This is a genomic window from Streptomyces sp. D2-8 (assembly GCF_023184515.1).
GTDB lineage: Bacteria > Actinomycetota > Actinomycetes > Streptomycetales > Streptomycetaceae > Streptomyces.
Genome location: NZ_JAAHBP010000003.1, coordinates 129,352 through 144,464, shown reverse-complemented (window position 1 = coordinate 144,464; position 15,113 = coordinate 129,352). Strand labels below are relative to the sequence as shown.

Below are 15,113 nucleotides of genomic sequence, written 5' to 3'. Positions count from 1 at the left end.
CGCGCCTCGTCTCGGCCGCGGCGGGACGAGCGGGGCGACCCACGACAGGGAGCATTCCGGTGCCGGAATCGTGGGTCGATCCGGCGGTCAGAAGCGGCCCTCACCTCGGTACAGCTCCAGTTCCCCTTCCAGTTCGACGGCCAGTACGGTGGCGTGCGGGTCGAGGTCCGCCGCCGAGGGGGGCTCGATCCAGAGGATGCCGGGCGTCTCGTGGAGGCCGCCGGTGACGTGGTGGGGCAGCTCGGTGCCGCTGCCCAGGACCGAGACCCGGCGGACCTTGCTGAGCAGGCCGCGCACGTTGATCTCGGCGCGCGGGGCGTCGAAGAGGGTCAGGTAGAGGGTGCGGCGGTCCTTGGCGAGGGTGCTCGGGCCGTAGTGGTGCCCCGGCGGGAGTCCTCGTACGGTGCCGTACACGGCCTCGGCGTGCCCGGCGATCCAGTCGCCGAGCCCTTCCAGCCGCTCTGCCTGCTCGTCCGTGATCGTGCCGTCCTCCCGCGGACCGACACTGAGGAGCAGGTTGCCTCCGCCGCCGATGGTCTCGGTGAAGTAGCGGACCAGCTGGTCGACGGACTTGTGGTGGTGGTCGTGGTGCTGGTGGCCCCAGGAGTCGTTGATCGTGAGGCACAGCTCCCAGGGGCCCTTCGGGGGGATGACGGGGGCGCCCTGCTCGGGGGTGGCGTAGTCGCCCTCGCTCAGCATCCGGGCGTTGAAGACGACGTCCGGTACCCGGGAGCGGATGAGGGCGGCGAGTTCGAGGATGCGCCACTGCTCCTCGCTGCGGTCCCACTCGCCGTCGAACCACATCAGGTCGGGCCGGTAACGGCTGGTGAGTTCGCGGATCTGCCCGTCGCGGTAGGCGAGGAACCTCTCCCACGCGTCCAGGTCCTCGAACTCGGCGGCGACCTCGGAGTACCGGTTGTCCTCCAGCTCCGGCGGGCGGCCGGGCTTGCGGGTGGAGGCGTAGTCGGGGTGGTTCCAGTCGGAGTGGGAGTAGTAGAGGCCGACCTTGAGGCCCTGCTCGCGCAGGGCCTCGGCGTAGCCGGCGATCAGGTCGCGGCCCACGTTCAGGTCGCCGTGGGCGGTGTCCCACAGGGCGACCCCGTCGTGGTGGCGGCTGGTCAGCACGGCGTACCTGGCACCGGCCCGCGCGAAGAGCCTCGCCCAGTCGCGCGGGTCGTAGCGGGCGGCCGTGAACCGGTCGAGCTGGGACATGTACTGCCCGTGCGGGACGATGTCGTCGTAGAACGACCAGGACTCCTGGACGCCGTCGACGGCGTAGATGCCCCAGTGGACGAAGATGCCGAGCTTGGCGTCCTCGAACCAAGGCTGCATGGCCATGAGCTCAGCCCCTGCGCAGGCGGAGGGTGAGGATCTGGAAGGGCCGCAGCGCGACGGCGACGGCCCCGTCGATGATCTCCGCGTCCTGGAGCGGGCGCTCCAGCAGGTCGGTGATCTGGGCCCCCGCGAGCGGGAACCCGGGGCGCAGGGTGCCGGTGGCGCGGCCGCCGCGGGACTCGTAGAGCCGTACGACGACATCGCCGGAGGCGTCGTCGGCGAGCTTGACCGCCTCCACGGTCACGCCCTCGCCCTCGGCGGTGACGACCGGTTCGGGGGCGCCGGCCGCCTCCGCCACCCGAAGCGGCAGGTTGAGGGCGTAGCCCTCGGCGACGGCGTCCTCGACGGTCGCGCCGGGCAGCAGCGCGTAGGTGAGGCGGTGGCGGCCCTGGTCGGCCTCGGGGTCGGGGATGCGCGGGGCGCGGACCAGGCTGAGGCGGACGGTGGTCGTGGTGCCGCCGTCCTCGCGGACGGTGCGGGAGACGTCGTGGCCGTACGTCGAGTCGTTGATGACGGCGACGCCGTAGCCCGGCTCGCCGAGGTGCACCCAGCGGTGGCCGGAGACCTCGAAGCGGGCCGCCTCCCAGGTGGTGTTGGTGTGGGTGGGGCGCTGGATGTGGCCGAACTGGATCTCGGCGGAGGAGTGCGGGGCGCGGATGTCGACCGGGAAGGCCGCCTTGAGGATCTTCTCGGTCTCGTGCCAGTCGATGTCCGTCTCGATGTCGATCCGGGAGCTGCCGGCGCGGACGGTGATCGTCTGGGTGATCGTGGAGCCCTTGCCGAAGGACCGCTCGACGCGGATGGCGCCGACCAGCGGGTCCTGCTCGACGACCGTGACGGACGACGCGTCCAGGAGGTCCGTGTAGCGGTTCTTGTAGTGCTTGTCGATGTCCCAGGCGTCCCAGTAGTTGGGCAGGTCCGTGTGCAGACGGAGCAGGTTGCCCGGCTCGGCGAGGACTTCGCGGCCAGCACGCAGGTCGCGGACGGAGGACAGGGTGCCGTCCTCGGCCACCTCCACGCGGACCAGTCCGTTGGCGAGGACCCGGCCGTGCACCGTCACCGGCTGCGGGGCCGCGGTGTCGGTGAGGGGTGCGGAACCGCTCGCGGGTACCTCCACGTACACCGGCGCGCCGTCGGCGGTGCGGACCACTTCGGCGCGGTCGTAGGGGCCGGCGTTGAAGACGCGGGTGCCGCCGGCGCCCAGCGCGGCCACCGCCTCGGCGGTCAGCGCGTGCAGTTCGCGGGCGACGCGAGCGTACTCCGCCTCGGCCTCGCGGTGCACCCAGGCGATGGAGGAACCGGGCAGGATGTCGTGGAACTGGTGCAGCAGCACCGTCTTCCAGAGCCGGTCCAGCTTCTCGTGCGGGTAGATGTAGCCCGGCGCGTGCAGGGCGGCCGTGGTCGCCCAGAGTTCGGCCTCGCGCAGGAGGTGCTCGGAGCGGCGGTTGCCCTGCTTGGTGCGGGCCTGGGAGGTGTAGGTGGCGCGGTGCAGCTCCAGGTAGAGCTCGCCGACCCACACGGGCGCGTCGGGGTACTCCTCACGGGCCTTGGCGAAGAACTCGTCGGGGTGTTCGACGACGACCTTCGCGGAGCCCTCCAGGTCGGCCAGCCGACGGGCGCGCTCCATGATCTCGCGGGTGGGGCCGCCGCCGCCGTCGCCCCAGCCGAAGGGGGCCAGGGAACGGGAGGCGCCGCCCTTCTCGGAGTAGTTGCGGACCGCGCGGGACATCTCCTCGCCGCTGAAGCGGGCGTTGTAGGTGTCGACCGGCGGGAAGTGGGTGAAGATGCGGGTGCCGTCGATGCCCTCCCACCAGAAGGTGTGGTGGGGGAACCGGTTGGTCTGGTTCCAGGAGATCTTCTGGGTGAGGAACCACTCGTTCCCTGCGAGCTTGGCGAGCTGCGGGTAGGCCGCGTTGTAGCCGAAGGAGTCCGGCAGCCACACGCCCTTGGTCTCGATGCCGAAGTGCTCGATGAAGAACCGTTTGCCGTGGATGAACTGGCGGGCGACGGCCTCGCCGCCGGGCAGGTTGCCGTCGGCCTCGACCCACATACCGCCGACCGGCGCCCACTGGCCGTTCTTGACGGACTCCTGGATGCGGGCCCAGACCTTGGGGTAGTGGTCGCGGACCCACTCGTACTGCTGGGCCTGGGAGCAGGCGAAGATGAAGTCCTCGTACTCGTCGGCGAGCGAGGTGACGTTGGAGAAGGTGCGGGACGTCTTGCGCTTGGTCTCGCGGATCGGCCAGAGCCAGGCGGAGTCGATGTGGGCGTGGCCGACGCCGGAGATGGTGTGCGCGCTGGCGTGCGCGGGCTTGGACAGCACCGGCTTCAGCGCCTCGCGGACCGCGGCGGCCGAGCCGGACACGTCGTCCAGGTCGAGCAGGTCCATCGCCCGGTCGAGGGCGTGCGCGATCTCGTGCCGGCGCGGGTCGTGCTCGCCGAGCTCCAGCATCAGCTCGCGCAGCACCTGTACGTCGAGGTCGAGGTGGAAGACCTCCTCGTCGAGGACGGCGAGGTCGGCGCTGCGGAAGGTGTAGAGCGGCTCGTCGCCCGCGGTCAGCTTGTCGCCGAGGGGCGTGACCTTGGCGAAGTTGTCCGCCAGGATGTCCGGGTTGGAGGCGGCCTCGACCAGGTAGTCGACCGTCTCTCCGCCGCGGGCGGGGTTGGCGATCGCCACGTACTGGTTGAGCGGGTTGACGGCCTTCAGCGGGGTGCCGTCCGTGCGGTGGACGAGGGCCTCGGCCTGGTTGCCGGGCCAGTCGCCGACGAAGCCCAGGTCGATGACGGCCTCGACGCGGCGACCCGCCCACTCCTTCGGCACCTGTCCGCGCATGCGGAACCAGGTGGTGCCCCAGGGCGGGCCCCACGGGGTGCCCATCGCGAAGGGCTCGTAGGAAGCGGCGGCGGCCTCCTCGAACGGGACCGGCTCCCCCGGGGCCTGCCAGGCCTCCACCTCGAAGGGGACGGTGGCCGCGTAGACCGCGGTCTTGATGCGCTGGTCGTGAAGGCGCTGCACGCGCTCCTCGATGCGGCGGCTTTCGTCGTGCATGGGATGTCTCCAGGAAGCGGGAAGAGCGAGCAGGCGGGAAGCGGTGGGGGAAAGCGCTTACCGGACGGCGTTCACCTAAGGTACGCCAACCCGGGGTGGACCTCGGTGTAGCCCTCGACCAGCCTGTGGGCCACGTGGACGGAGTCGACGAGCGGGTGCAGGGCGAAGGCCTTCACGGCCGTCGCGCGGGAGCCGGAGCCGGCGGCGGCCAGCACCTCGCGCTCGACCGCCTTGACCGCGCAGACCAGGCCGGTGGCGTGGTCGGGCAGCGGGTCGACGGTGACGGGGTGGGCGCCGTTGGCGTCGACGAGGCAGGGGACCTCGATCACGGCCTCCGCGTCCAGGACCGACAGCGTGCGCCGGTTGCGCACGTTGAGGATCAGGGTGGTGCGCTCGTCCCGGGCGATCGCCCGCATCAGCGCGAGGGCCACCTTCTCGTAGCCGCCGGACAGGTCGTCCTCGTCGCGTTCACCGGCGCCCGCGGTCTCGCGGTTCTCGGCCATGTACGTGGCCTCGCGCTCGGCGCGGGTGCGGTCCCAGACCGTGAGGGCGGGGGCGTGGGGGTTCTTCATCTCGGCGTAGAAGCGGGCCTGCTGGTCGTGCAGGAACGCGCCGCGGGTCTTCTCGGCCTGCTGGTAGGCGCGGACGGCCTCGCGGTTGAAGTAGTAGTAGTGCAGGTACTCGTTGGGGATCGCGCCCAGGGACCGGAGCCAGTCGACGCCGAAGAGCTTGCCCTCCTCGAAGGAGCCGAGCAGGTCGGGGTCGGCGAGCAGGCGCGGTAGTTCGTCACGGCCGGCGACGCGCAGGCCGCGGACCCAGCCGAGGTGGTTGAGGCCGACGTAGTCGATCCACGCCTCGCCCGGGTTCTTCACGCCGAGCACGCGGGCGATACGGCGGCCGAGACCGACCGGGGAGTCGCAGATGCCGATGACGCGGTCGCCGAGGTGGCGGGACATGGCCTCGGTGACCAGTCCGGCCGGGTTGGTGAAGTTGATGACCCAGGCGTCGGGCGCGAGCCGTGCCACCCGCTGCGCGATGTCGACGGCGACCGGGACCGTGCGCAGGCCGTAGGCGATGCCGCCCGCGCCCACCGTCTCCTGGCCCAGCACGCCCTCGGCGAGGGCCACGCGCTCGTCGTTCGCGCGTCCCTCCAGGCCGCCGACGCGGATCGCGGAGAACACGAAGTCGGCGCCGCGCAGGGCCTCGTCGAGGTCGGTGGTGGCGCTCACCTCGGGCGCGTCGGCGACGCCGGCCGCCTGCTCGGCGAGGACGCGTGTCACCGCCGACAGCCGTCCGGCGTCCAGATCGTGCAGCACGACACGGGTCACCCGGCCCTCGGCGTGGTCCTGGAGGAGGGCTCCGTAGACCAGCGGCACGCGGAATCCTCCGCCGCCCAGAATCGTCAGCTTCACGGGGTTCCTCCGATTCGGCAGGCTGCGCGCGGCGCGTTGCGAGAACCAAGCACGAGCCACCTCCTTGAACTTGCCTCAAGACCCCGGGCTGGTTCCCACCCGGCTGGCGTCGAGGGCGTAAGACCTTGCTGTTCGCTGAACGGCGGGGCGGCCTGGGCCAGGAATCTCCCCGCCTCGGCCGGGGGAGGGTTCACGCTTGCACCCTTCCCACCACGACGACTTCGACGCCCGCCTCCTGGAAGGAGGCCCGCGTCGCCGCGTCGACCGGCTCGTTCGTCACCACCGCGTCCAGGTCCTCGGGACCGCAGACCTTCGCCATCCCGTGCCCCGGGAACTTCGCCGCGTCGGCCAGCAGCACCACCTTCCCGCCGGCCTTGATCATGGCGCGCTTGACCGGAACCTCCACGACCGTCGTGTCCATGACCTGCCCGCCGGGCCGCACGCCGCTGGTGCCGAGGAAGAGCCAGTCGGCGTGCAGCTGGCGCAGGTTGTCCTCGGTGAGGAAGCCGACCAGGGAGCGGTACTCGCGGCGGACCATGCCGCCGAGCAGGACCAGCTCGATGCCCTCGTCGTCGGCGAGTTCCTCGTAGACCACCAGGTTGCTGGTGATCACGGTGAGGCGGCGGCCGTGCAGCTGCCGGGCCAGGCGGTAGGCCGTCGTCCCGATGTCCAGCAGCACCGACTGGCCGTCCTCGATCATGGCGGCGGCGCGTTCGGCTATGGCGTCCTTCTCGGACACGCGCACCTCGGCGACCTCGGCGAAGGGCTGGTCGCCCTCCTCCACGACGGCGCCGCCGTGCACGCGCGTGAGCAGTCCGTCTTCTTCCAGTTTGACCAGGTCACGCCTGATGGTGGCGGGGCTCACCCCCAGCTGCTCGGAGAGGTCGGTCACGGCCGCGGGCCCGCCGGCGCGCAGGGCCCGCAGGATGAGTTGGTGTCGTCGTTCTGCCAGCACAGCCGGAACACTACTCGTCATCTTCAATCATTTCTATGCTCAGTTCTGCTCGGGTATTGACCAATCTCTCTGAGCGGCGCACGATTCCGGCCAGAGAAATGAAGAGTTTTGACGATCTCCGTCGAAGCCGTGAGCGAGAGGACACATCCGTGGACGATGACCGGCCCGATGTGCTGCTGACCGGGCTGCTCTTCTACGACCTCGTGCTCACGGGGCTCGGCAAGCCGCCGACACCGGGCGAGGAGATCTGGACCGGGGGCATGGGCTGCGGCCCGGGCGGCATCGCGAACCTCGCCGTGGCCGCCGCCCGCTTCGGCCTCGGCACCTGTCTGGCCACGGTGTTCGGCGACGACTTCTACGGCGAGCACTGCCGGGACGTCCTGCGCGACCAGGAAGGCGTCGACCTCTCGCTCTCCCGGACGGCGGACGGCTGGCCCACCCCGGTCACCGTCTCCGTCGCCTACGGCCACGACCGGGCCCTGCTCACCCACGGCCAGGAGCCGCCGTACTCGCAGGACGTGCTGATGGGCGACCCGCCCGACGCGCGGACCGCCCTGGTGCACCTCGAGGCCCGGCCCCGCGAGTGGCTCGCCAAGGCCGCCGCGAACGGCACGCAGATCTACGCCGACGTCGGCTGGGACCCCACCCAGGAGTGGTCGACGGCCCTCCTGGACCAGCTGGCCCTGTGCCACGCCTTCCTCCCGAACGAGACCGAGGCGATGGCCTACACCCGCACCGACAGCGCGGTGGACGCGCTCGGCATCCTCTCCGAGCTGGTGCCGGTCGCCGTGGTGACACGGGGCGGGGACGGCGCCCTCGCCGTCGACCAGATCACCGGCGAGTACGCCGAGGTCCCGGCCCTGGACACCGACGTCCTGGACGCGACGGGCGCCGGGGACGTCTTCGGCGCGAGTTTCGTCGCGGCCTCCCTCGGCGGCTGGCCGCTGGCGGAGCGGCTGCGGTTCGCGGTGCTCGCGGCCGGGCTGTCCGTCCGGCACCACGGCGGTGCCCTCGCGGCCCCCGGCTGGTACGGCGTCGAGCGCTGGTGGCGCTCGCTGACCGACCCCGGACTGCGACGCGCCTACGGCTTCCTGGCCGACCGCGTCCCGGCCGACGCCGGCCCACCCGTGCACCACGCCCCCGTCACCCCACCGGCCCCTCACACCTCCGTCGGTCCGCGCGCCTGCGAAGGGCCGCACTGACCCTCCCACCCCTCTGGCACGTCGAACAGGAACAACAGGAGTGACCCGTGGACCTTTCCCGTAGAGGCTTCCTCCAGGCCGCCGCACTGACCGCGGCCGCCTCCGGCCTGACCGTCGCGTGCGGCGGGGGCTCAGGATCGGCCGGCAGCAAGAACGGCAAGAACCTCACCTTGTGGTACTGGGGAGGCGCGCTCAGCGACAAGGTGGTCGCCGAGGCCAAGACGCACTTCAGCGGCCAGGTGAAGCTGACCGCAGCGTCCATAGGCGGCGACTTCAAGCAGAAGCTGACCACCACCCTCGCGGCGGGCGCCTCCGTGCCCGACATCACCGGCATCAAGGGCGAGGACATGGCGTCCTTCCTGCCCAACGCGAACCGCTTCCTCGACCTGAACGACCTGGGCTTCAAGAAGATCGCCTCCCAGTACCTGGACTGGAAGACCAGGCTCGCCCGGAGCGAGGACGGCCGGCAGATCGGCTTCCCGATCGACATCGGTCCCACCGCGCTCTTCTACCGCGCGGACCTGTTCGACAAGGCCGGGCTGCCCACCGACCCCGACAAGGTCGCCGCCCGGGCCGGGAGCTGGGAGGAGTACTTCGCACTCGGCACCGAGCTGCGCGAGAAGGTGCCCGGCACCTACCTGGTCAACAACATCGGCTCGGTGTTCAACATCGCGGTCGGCCAGGGCACCGCGCGGTTCATCGACAAGGACAACCACTTCATCGGCGACCAGGACCACATCCGTACCGCCTGGGACACGGCGATCCGCCCCTACACCCTCGGCCTCGACGCCAAGATCAACGACAACACCTGGAACGCCGCCATCGGCAAGAGCCTGACCACCGAACTCGGCGCTGCCTGGCACGCGCTGGACATCGAGCAGGCGGCCCCGAAGACCAAGGGCAAGTGGCGGGTCTGCGCGACCCCCGGCGGACCGGCCAACCAGGGCGGCTCCTACCTGGCCCTGCCCAAGCAGTGCCGGAACCCCGAAGAGGCGTTCAAGATCATCAGCTGGATCCTCAGCCCGGAGAACGACGCCCGCGGCTTCACCGACGCCGCCATCTTCCCCGCCGCACCGGCGGCGTACGCCATGCCGGCCATGACGGGCGGCGACCCCTTCTTCGGCGGGCAGAAGGTCATCGAGGTGTTCGGCCCGGCCGCCAAGGCCATCCCGGCGAGCTACGAGGCACCCGCCGACGCCGCCGTCATGGCTCCCTACTTCACGGAGCTGAGCAACGTCGAGGCCAAGGGCAAGAAGCCCGAGGACGCCTGGAAGGACGCGGTCGCCCAGGCCCGGCAGATCGCCCGGCGACAGGGGGTGAGCTGAGGTGTCGTCACCTCCGGTCACCGGGCCCGCCGCGGTGCCCCGGCACCTCGGCGGGCCCGGCCCGGCCCGCTTCCGACCGCGGCGCACGCCGCCCGCGGGCACCGTGCGGCCAGGGCGCCGCGGCGTGCTGTCCCACTGGCGGCAGTACCTCGCGATCTCGCCCTTCTTCCTGATCTTCGGCGTCTTCTCGTTCTTCCCGGTCTTCTACTCGCTGTACCTCGCCTTCCAGCGCTGGGACGGCATGGGCACCGTGCAGTTCGTGGGACTTCAGCAGTTCCGGTTCCTCCTGGACGACCCGGTCTTCTGGCTGTCGATCCGCAACACCCTGGTGATCTGGGTGCTGTCCACCGTCCCCACGCTGTTCGGCGCCCTGGTGCTGGCGACGCTGCTGCATTCGGTGCGCCGCTTCAAGGGCTTCTACCGCATCGCCCTCTACGTACCGAGCGTCACCTCGATCGTCGCCGTGTCGATCTTCTTCGGCGCGGTGTTCAGCAACAACTTCGGCCTGGTCAACGCGATCCTGGGCACGGTCGGCATCGCACCCGTCCCGTGGCTGAGCAATCCGTGGCTGATCAAGCTGGTCATCGCGCTGCTGATGACCTGGATGTGGACCGGCTACAACATGATCATCTACCTGGCCGGCCTCCAGGCCATCCCCGGCCAGATCTACGAGGCGGCCAGGCTGGACGGCGCCGGGCCGATCCGTACGTTCTTCCAGATCACCATGCCGATCATGCGGCCCATCATCCTGTTCACCGTCATCATCTCGACCATCAACGGCCTGCAGAGCTTCAGCGAACCCCAGGTCCTGTTCGGCAGCAACGCCGCCAACCCGAACCTCGGCGGGCCCGGCCAGGCGGGCCTGACCACGCTGCTGTACTTCTACCAGTCGGCCTTCGTCAACAACGACTACGGCTACGGCGCGGCCATCGTGTGGGCCTTCTTCGTACTGATCATGGTGCTGGTCGTCGTCAACTGGCGTCTGGTCCAGCGCGGGAGGACGTCATGACCGCAGTGGTCCCCAGGCGGTCCCGGCGCCCCAAGGGCCTGACCGCGCACATCGTCCTCGTCCTGGCGGTCCTGATCTCGGTCTTCCCGTTCGTGTGGACGATCGTCATGGCGACGAACACCACCGAGGACATCTACAAGAGCCCGCCGAAGCTGACGTTCGGTTCCCATCTGCTGGAGAACATCGGGCACGTGCTCGACACCATCGACTTCTTCGGGTCGATGCTGAACACGCTGATCGTGGCGACCGTGACCACCGTCCTGGTCCTGTTCGTCGACTCCCTGGCGGCGTTCGCCTTCGCCAAGTTCGACTTCCCCGGCCGCAAGGTGCTGTTCGCCATGCTGGTGGGCTTCATGATGTTGCCGCTCCAGCTGGCCGTCCTCCCGCAGTTCATCCTCATGTCCGACATCGGCTGGGTCGGCACCCTCAAGGCGCTGATCCTGCCCGCCCTCGCCAACGCCTTCGGCATCTTCTGGCTGCGCCAGTACATAGAGAACGGCGTGCCGGACGAACTCCTCGACGCCGCGCGCATCGACGGCGCGGGGTTCTTCCGGCAGTACTGGAACATCGTGCTGCCGATGATCAAGCCCGCGTTGTCCTTCCTCGCCATCTACGCCTTCGTCGGCGCCTGGAACGACTACATCTGGCCGCTGGTGGTGCTCAACGACCCCGGCCACCTGACCCTCCAGGTGGCGCTCGCCCAGCTCCATGTCGGCCACACCACCGACTACAGCATGGTCATGGCCGGTGTGCTCATGGCGTCCGTGCCGCTGGTCGTGGTCTTCACGATCTTCGCCCGCGGGTTCATCGCGGGGGCCACGGAGGGGGCGGTGCAGGGCAGCTGACGCCCTGAAGGGCCGCGCCCCTTCAGGGCGCGGGGAACTGCGCGACCAGCCGCAAAGGGCGCGCAGCCAAGAGCCGGAAGTCGGTCCCGAGCTCGTAGGAGCCACACCAGAGAGGCACCCGGTGACGGACGTGAGCGTCAGAGGTCAACGCCCCAAGGTCCTCGTCGTCGGCATGGACGGCCTGCGCTACGACCGGCTGACCCGGTCCCCCTCCACCGCACCCGTGCTGCACGGCCTGATGGCCACGGGGGCCCACGGCACGAGCCTGCTGCCCTACGGCCGAGCCGACGACGGGCCCTCGGCCGGCGTGGCCCACACCGACTCCGGGCCCGGCTGGTCGAGCATCCTCACCGGGGTGTGGCCCGACCGCCACGGGGTCACCGGCAACGACTTCAAAGGCGCCGACTACGCCCGCTACCCCGACTTCCTGACCCGCGCCGCCACCGCCCGGCCCGGTCTGCGCACGGCGGCGGCGGTGTCCTGGCCGGCTCTGGTCCGCCGCGGCACCCTCGGCCGGGCCATCGGCCGACGTGTGCGCCACAACGGCGAATCCAAGGGCTACGAGACCGCGGACCGCCGCGTCGCACGCACCGCCATACGCTGGCTCACCACGTCCGACCCGGACGTCCTGTTCGTGTACTTCGGCGCCACCGACGAGGCCGGCCACGCCACGGGCCCCCTCTCCCCCGCCTACGACCGGGCCCTGCTCGCCCAGGACGCCCACCTCGGGCGGCTGCTGGAGGCGATCGAGGCCCGGGTGTCGGACCCCGGACGCGCCGGGGAACGCTGGACCGTGCTGGTCACGACGGACCACGGGCACCTCGACTCCGGTGGCCACGGCGGCGACTCGCGCGCCGAACGGGAGGTCTTCGTGATCCTCGCCGAGCCCGGCGAACCCGGAGGCACCCGGCTCGGTACGCCCCGCCTCATCGACATCGCCCCCACCGTTCTGGACCGTCTCGGCATCCCCGTCGACCCCGCCTGGGGCCTGCAGGGCCGCGTCCTGCCCAGGCCCACCGCACCCACTTCGGAATGGTCATGACCGACGCTCCCCTCGATCCCCTGATCGCCCTGCGCCCCTGGCAGGCACCCGAGCTGACCTCGTGGGGCCGGCTGCCGATGAACGCCGTCGACCGGCGCTCCGGAGCCGTGCCGCTCGACGGCGACTGGCGCTTTCAGCTGCTGCCCGCGCCGGAAGCCCCGCTCGGGGAGGTCTGGTCGTCCTCGTACGTCCCCGGCGTGTGGACCATGCAGGGCACGGACGACCTCCCCCAGTACCTCAACGTCCGCATGCCGTTCGCCGCGTTCCCGCCGGACGTGCCCGCCGCCAACCCGACCGGGGTGTACGAGCGTTCCGTGGAGGTGCCGGCCGAGTGGGCCGGGCGGCGGATCGTGCTCCAGGTCGGAGCCGCCGAGAGCGTGCTGCTGCTGCATGTGGACGGGCGGCCCGTCGGGATCTCCAAGGACTCGCATCTGGCCGCCGAGTTCGACCTCACCCCGGTGGTGCGCCCCGGGGAGCGGGCCACCGTGCGCCTGACCGTGGTGAAGTGGTCGGACGCCTCCCACGTCGAGGACCAGGACCAGTGGTGGCACGGCGGGATCACCCGCTCGGTGCTGCTGTACGCCGTCGACCCGCTGCATCTCGCGGACGTGACCGTGCGGGCCCGGCGGGACGGCGACCTGCTGGTGGAGTGCCGGGTGCGGGACACGGGCGGGAAGCTGCCCGAGGGCTGGTACGTCAGCGGGGAGCTGGACGGGCACCCGCTCACGCAGGACGCGGAGTTCGACCGGGCCAACGCCGAGGACGAGCGCGTCTCCGAGTTCCTCGGCGAGGCCCGGCTGCGCGCCGCCGTGCCGGAGGTGCGCACCTGGAACGCCGAGACGCCCGAGCTGTACGGCCTGACCGTCCGCCTCCACCGCGCCGACGGCACGGTCGCCGACACCTCCCGGCACCGCGTCGGCTTCCGCGACATCGAGATCGTCGGCCGGGACCTGCTGGTCAACGGCGAGCGCGTGTTCATCCGGGGCGTCAACCGGCACGACTTCCACCCGCTGACCGGGCGGACGGTGACGTACGACGACATGCGGGCGGACCTCGTCCTGCTGAAGCGGTTCGGCTTCAACGCGATCCGCACCGCGCACTACCCGAACGACCCGGCCCTGTACGACCTGGCCGACGAACTCGGCTTCTACGTCGTCGACGAGGCCGACCTCGAGTCCCACGACCACGCCCACGAGATCGCCGACGACCCCCGCTACCTGAACGCCTTCGTGGACCGGGTCGCGCGGATGGTGCTGCGGGACAAGAACCACCCGTCCGTCATCGTCTGGTCGCTGGGCAACGAGTCCGACTACGGCGCGAACCACGACGCGGCGGCGGGCTGGGTGCGCCGGCACGACCCGACCCGGCCGGTGCAGTACGAGGGCGCCGCCAAGCGCGGCTGGGCGGATCCGGACCTGGCCTCCGACATCGCCTGCCCGATGTACGCCCCGCTGGAGGAGTGCCTGGCGCACGCCCTGTCCGGCGCGCAGACCAAGCCGATCGTCCAGTGCGAATACTCGCACGCCATGGGCAACAGCAACGGCACGCTGGCGGACCATTGGGCGGCCATCGAGGCCACCCCGGGTCTTCAGGGCGGGTTCATCTGGGAGTTCCGGGACCACGGCATCCTGCAGCGTGTGAACGACGGCAGACCGGCCGGGCGTGGGGGCGCCGGGCTCTATGACAACGGTGTCGCCGCGCCCGGGTACCGCTGGGCGTACGGCGGTGACTTCGGCGAGACGGACCACGACGGCGCCTTCATCGCCGACGGGGTCGTCTTTCCCGACCGCACCCCCAAGCCGGTGATGTTCGAGCACCGGGAGATCGCCGCGCCGGTGCGGATCGAGACCTTCCGGCACGAGGGCGTCGTCCTGGGCAACCACCAGCACTTCCGGGGTCTGGACTGGCTGTCCGGCGTATGGGAGCTGTCCCTGGCCGACGGCTCCACCCTGACGGCTCCCGCCGAACTGCCCGGTCTGCGGCCCGGTGAGACGGCCGCGGTGCCGCTGCCGTTCACGGTGCCGGAGGACGGCGGCGAGGCGTGGCTGACCCTGCGGGTCACGACGGCCGGGGACGAGCCGTGGGCGCCGCGCGGCACGGTCGTGTGCCTGCCGCAGGTGCGGCTGCGGGCGGCGCCCCCGGTGGTGCACACCCCGGTGTCGAACCGGCCGGTCGAGGTCGACGAGGACGGGCTGCTGGTCCATCCGCTGCTGACGGCCGCGCCCATGCTGTCGCTGTGGCGGGCGCCGACCGACAACGACGAACTGGGCGGTATGGCGGCCCGCTGGCGGGACTGGGGGCTTCACGCGCCCCTCCGCCACATCGTTTCCGTGCGGCGTGACCCGGGCCGGGTGGCCGTGGTGTCCGACTACCTCTGCGCGGGCGGCACCGTCCGGCACGAGCAGGTGCTGACGGCGGTGGAGGGCGGGCTGCTCGTGGAGGAGAGCGCCGAGCTGCCCGAGGCGCTGTACGACGTGGCCCGGGTGGGGACCGTGTTCGAGACGGTCGCCGGGCTGAACCAGCTGGAGTGGTTCGGCCAGGGTCCCTGGGAGTCGTATCCGGACCGGGCCGCGGGCGCACCCGTCGGCCATCACTGCCTGCCGGTGGACGAGCTGTTCACGCCGTATCTGCGACCGCAGGAGAGCGGCGGGCGGCACGGCGTACGGCGGTTCACCCTGTCCGCGCCCGACGCCACCGGCCTCGCGGTGCGGCTGGACCGGGCCCGCCAGGTCTCCGTGACCCGGTATCGCGCGGCCGGCCTCGCCGCCGTCGCGCATCACGACGAACTGGTGCCGCGGGCCGGGTGCGTGGTGCACATCGACGCAGCGCACCGCGGGCTGGGCACGGCGTCGTGCGGGCCCGACACCTTCGCTGCCTACCTCGTCGCGGCGGGCGTCCATCGCTGGAGCTGGACGCTGCGCGTTCTCTGAGTTCCTCCC

10 protein-coding genes are annotated in these 15,113 nt (G+C 71.2%); 6 read left to right on the top strand and 4 right to left on the bottom strand.

Features of this window, described 5'->3' with window-relative positions; all coding sequences use genetic code 11:
* Positions 1–87: 87 nt before the first annotated feature.
* From G3I77_RS06985 to G3I77_RS06970, 4 genes are all read right to left on the bottom strand, one after another.
* Positions 88–1,338, bottom strand: coding sequence for an alpha-L-fucosidase (locus G3I77_RS06985; RefSeq protein ID WP_248501717.1), 1,251 nt, complete (start codon positions 1,336–1,338; stop codon positions 88–90).
* A 4-nt stretch (positions 1,339–1,342) separates the two neighbouring features.
* Complete coding sequence (locus G3I77_RS06980) at positions 1,343–4,384, bottom strand: glycoside hydrolase family 38 C-terminal domain-containing protein (protein ID WP_248501716.1); 3,042 nt, start codon at positions 4,382–4,384, stop codon at positions 1,343–1,345.
* 71 nt (positions 4,385–4,455) lie between these two features.
* Positions 4,456–5,796: a 6-phospho-beta-glucosidase gene (locus G3I77_RS06975; protein WP_248501715.1), complete on the bottom strand. Its 1,341-nt coding sequence runs from the start codon at positions 5,794–5,796 to the stop codon at positions 4,456–4,458.
* 190 nt (positions 5,797–5,986) lie between these two features.
* Positions 5,987–6,751, bottom strand: coding sequence for a DeoR/GlpR family DNA-binding transcription regulator (locus tag G3I77_RS06970; RefSeq protein ID WP_248501714.1), 765 nt, complete (start codon positions 6,749–6,751; stop codon positions 5,987–5,989).
* Between the two features lie 149 nt (positions 6,752–6,900).
* On the opposite strand from G3I77_RS06970, the gene G3I77_RS06965 reads away from it, so the two are divergent.
* From G3I77_RS06965 to G3I77_RS06940, 6 genes are all read left to right on the top strand, one after another.
* Complete coding sequence (locus G3I77_RS06965) at positions 6,901–7,953, top strand: carbohydrate kinase family protein (RefSeq protein ID WP_248501713.1); 1,053 nt, start codon at positions 6,901–6,903, stop codon at positions 7,951–7,953.
* 47 nt (positions 7,954–8,000) lie between these two features.
* Entirely contained in the window at positions 8,001–9,278 is a 1,278-nt protein-coding gene (locus G3I77_RS06960; RefSeq protein WP_248501712.1) for an ABC transporter substrate-binding protein, read from the top strand.
* Between the two features lie 124 nt (positions 9,279–9,402).
* Positions 9,403–10,287 carry a carbohydrate ABC transporter permease gene (locus tag G3I77_RS06955; RefSeq protein WP_248502584.1) on the top strand — a complete coding sequence of 295 codons (885 nt, stop codon included), beginning with the start codon at positions 9,403–9,405 and terminating at the stop codon, positions 10,285–10,287.
* A complete protein-coding gene (locus tag G3I77_RS06950; RefSeq protein WP_248501711.1) occupies positions 10,284–11,132 on the top strand; it encodes a carbohydrate ABC transporter permease in 849 nt (282 codons plus the stop codon). Before G3I77_RS06955 ends, G3I77_RS06950 begins: the two co-directional genes overlap by 4 nt.
* 172 nt (positions 11,133–11,304) lie before the next feature.
* Positions 11,305–12,174: an alkaline phosphatase family protein gene (locus G3I77_RS06945; RefSeq protein WP_248502582.1), complete on the top strand. Its 870-nt coding sequence runs from the start codon at positions 11,305–11,307 to the stop codon at positions 12,172–12,174.
* The gene (locus tag G3I77_RS06940; protein WP_248501710.1) at positions 12,171–15,104 is read left to right on the top strand and encodes a glycoside hydrolase family 2 TIM barrel-domain containing protein; all 2,934 of its coding nucleotides are present in this window, start codon (positions 12,171–12,173) and stop codon (positions 15,102–15,104) included. Before G3I77_RS06945 ends, G3I77_RS06940 begins: the two co-directional genes overlap by 4 nt.
* Positions 15,105–15,113: the final 9 nt, after the last annotated feature.

Coding starts and splice junctions, on each gene's coding strand:
- G3I77_RS06945 (WP_248502582.1), top strand. CDS start 11,305: ATGGACGGCCTGCGCTACGACCGGCTGACCCGGTCCCCCTCCACCGCA.
- G3I77_RS06940 (WP_248501710.1), top strand. CDS start 12,171: ATGACCGACGCTCCCCTCGATCCCCTGATCGCCCTGCGCCCCTGGCAG.
- G3I77_RS06985 (WP_248501717.1), bottom strand. CDS start 1,338: ATGGCCATGCAGCCTTGGTTCGAGGACGCCAAGCTCGGCATCTTCGTC.
- G3I77_RS06950 (WP_248501711.1), top strand. CDS start 10,284: ATGACCGCAGTGGTCCCCAGGCGGTCCCGGCGCCCCAAGGGCCTGACC.
- G3I77_RS06980 (WP_248501716.1), bottom strand. CDS start 4,384: ATGCACGACGAAAGCCGCCGCATCGAGGAGCGCGTGCAGCGCCTTCAC.